Origin of the sequence: Mycobacterium sp. (assembly GCF_049280035.1) — a bacterium.
Taxonomy (GTDB): domain Bacteria; phylum Actinomycetota; class Actinomycetes; order Mycobacteriales; family Mycobacteriaceae; genus Mycobacterium.
The window spans coordinates 1-2,329 of sequence record NZ_JBAPPI010000668.1 but is presented as its reverse complement, the minus strand read 5'-3'; the positions used below and the strand labels follow the sequence as shown (position 1 = coordinate 2,329).

4 protein-coding genes are annotated in these 2,329 nt (G+C 61.1%); all 4 read left to right on the top strand.

Annotated elements, in window-relative coordinates; all coding sequences use genetic code 11:
• Positions 1 to 95: 95 nt before the first annotated feature.
• The gene (locus WAN71_RS21525; RefSeq protein ID WP_422227270.1) at positions 96 to 1,061 is read left to right on the top strand and encodes a cytochrome P450; all 966 of its coding nucleotides are present in this window, start codon (positions 96 to 98) and stop codon (positions 1,059 to 1,061) included.
• A 313-nt stretch (positions 1,062 to 1,374) separates the two neighbouring features.
• Entirely contained in the window at positions 1,375 to 1,806 is a 432-nt protein-coding gene (locus WAN71_RS21520; RefSeq protein ID WP_422227269.1) for a P27 family phage terminase small subunit, read from the top strand.
• Positions 1,799 to 2,011: a hypothetical protein gene (locus tag WAN71_RS21515; RefSeq protein ID WP_422227268.1), complete on the top strand. Its 213-nt coding sequence runs from the start codon at positions 1,799 to 1,801 to the stop codon at positions 2,009 to 2,011. The genes WAN71_RS21520 and WAN71_RS21515 overlap by 8 nt, the downstream gene beginning before the upstream one ends.
• 136 nt (positions 2,012 to 2,147) lie before the next feature.
• Positions 2,148 to 2,329: hypothetical protein (locus WAN71_RS21510; protein ID WP_422227267.1), on the top strand; the 182-nt coding region annotated here is incomplete at its 3' end.

Sequence of the window (2,329 nt, the reverse complement as noted above, 5' to 3'; positions counted from 1 at the left end):
CCCCATGACCATGAACACCGACGTCAGATCATTTACCTGCGGTTGGTCACGCCGTCGCGCAGCCGAAAGCAGTTGAGCGCGTGAACATCCCGCACATGAGCCCCTGCGCCTTCGAGATGGAAAACTCCCACAAGTGGGGGCGGATCAACTGGTCGCCCATCGTGAAGACGGTCGACGACGGTTACATATTCACCGACCGCAACGATATCCTCACCGTTCTCCGCGACACCGACAAGTTCGCACATCGACCATTTTTCGCCGGCCTGACGCGCCCTCCGCTTGAAGTCGAGCCGCCCGAGCACACCCGCTACCGACAGATTTTGGCGCCACTCTTCGGGCCCGCAGCAATGAAAGCCATGACGCCGACGCTGCGCACATACGCAGCCGAAATCCTCGACACAGCCCTCGACACAGCCAACGGTGACAACGTCGCGCGCGTGATCGGCGCCCCGTACGGCGCCGCCGCAATCCTCGAACTGATGGGCTTGCCGCAAAGCGACCGCGACTACGTCGCGCACATGCTCCACCACGGCGACCCTGGATCCCTAACCGCATTCGCCGAATACGTACGCGGCGCGCTGCCGCAAGCATCCCCCAACGGCGTCATCGGACAACTATGCGGCACCTTCACCGACGACGAGCTATTCGGCTTCAGTCACCTACTTATAGCCGCAGGCATCGAAACCATCTCCGCCACAGCCATCTTCACACTTTTCAATCTCTCCCAACGGCCGGCGTTACGGCAACAGTTACGCCAACAACCCAACCTCATGCGCGCATGCGTCGAGGAGATGATCCGCTACTATCCCGCCACGCCACTAGTCGGACGCACCACCACAACCCACACCAGCATCGCCGGCCTCGAATTGCCGCCCAACACAACGATTAGCCTCTTCATCGGCGCAGCCAGCCCCGCAGCCGGCGTCGAACCACTCAGCGACGGCAAGGCGCACAGCCACCTGAGCTTCGGCGCCGGCCCGCACCGCTGCCTCGGCATGCACCTGGCCCGGCTCGAGCTGTCCGCTCTGATCCAGGAGTTCCTACTGAGGTGGGACACATGAGCGCCGCAGCCGGTATGTGTTACCACCGATCGTGTCTAATAACAAACCAAACACCGTTCCGCGTAACCTAACATCGCCCAGCGTCCTGACCTGCGCAAACGCGGACGCCAGGACGGACGCCAGGTCGGTAACACATAAAAAGACCTCTGACCAGGGGGTATGCAAAAGTCCAAACAGACATAATGGCACCAAGGTAGCCTCCAAACTTGCTGGTCAGAGCATGCGGCGATCTGTTTGTACAGCGACCTCGGCATTTTGTACAGCGGCCTGGGTTTTTAGGCTGCCGTGTCTAATAGTAAGGAGGGATTTAGCGATGGAAACGGGTAATAATCGGCCGCCTTCTGCGCCGAAAGACCTGCAGGCCGAGGGCAAGAAACTGTGGCGCGATGTCCTCGCCGAGTCCGAGCTTAACGCCGCCGAGACGGCATTGCTCAAGCAGCTCTGTTTGACCGTTGACGAGTTGGCAGCCATGAAGGCGGATCTGGCCGAGATGGGCACCGTCGTCATGGGAAGCCGAAATCAGCCGCGTGTAAATCCACTTTTGGCCGCGATCGCGGCTCACCGCAAGCTGTGCGACCAGCTTGTCGTCGCTTTGGGGTTGCCCCTGGAGGGTGAGGTAGTGGGGCGCCGGCGTTCGGCTGCGGCTAAACAGTCCGCTGATGCGAGGTGGCGTAAGGCGCCGGCTCGGCGGGGCCAGTTGGCGTCGGTGCAGGAATTCACAGAAGGAGATAAACGGAATGGCTAAGAGACGTGAACGAAATGATGAGCCGGATTGGCCGCCGCACCTGGCCACCTACCGCCGGGAGGACGGCTGGGAGTCCAAGTTGGATTGGGAGATTGCCCGGGTGAAATGGGCCCGCTCACATGGTTTTAAGCAGTTCAAAATGTTGCCGCTGGTGCAGGAGTTGGCTCAGCGCCCGTTTCAAGAAGAATCAGGAGAAAACCGGTGACACCTGACCCCACACCCGAAGAAATTAGCTTTCAGGCTGATCTTGAGAGGCTCCGTGCGGCACTGCGGCCGCGCCTCGAGGAAGCGAGCCGCCGCCGGACGACGCCCGGTGTCGAATCAAGCAATGAGGACGGCGCGTGATGGATGTGTCGGCCGAGGATCTGGCCTACGTGCGCGCGGTTTTCGACGGTCTTGTTGATGCGTGGGTCAGGTGGGGGCGGCCAGAACCCGCGTCCGTGTCGCGTGCCCGCGGGATTCTCGATCGCACACTGACCAGCGCAATGTCGTTGCAGCGACAGGGGTTTGGGCCCAATAGGGA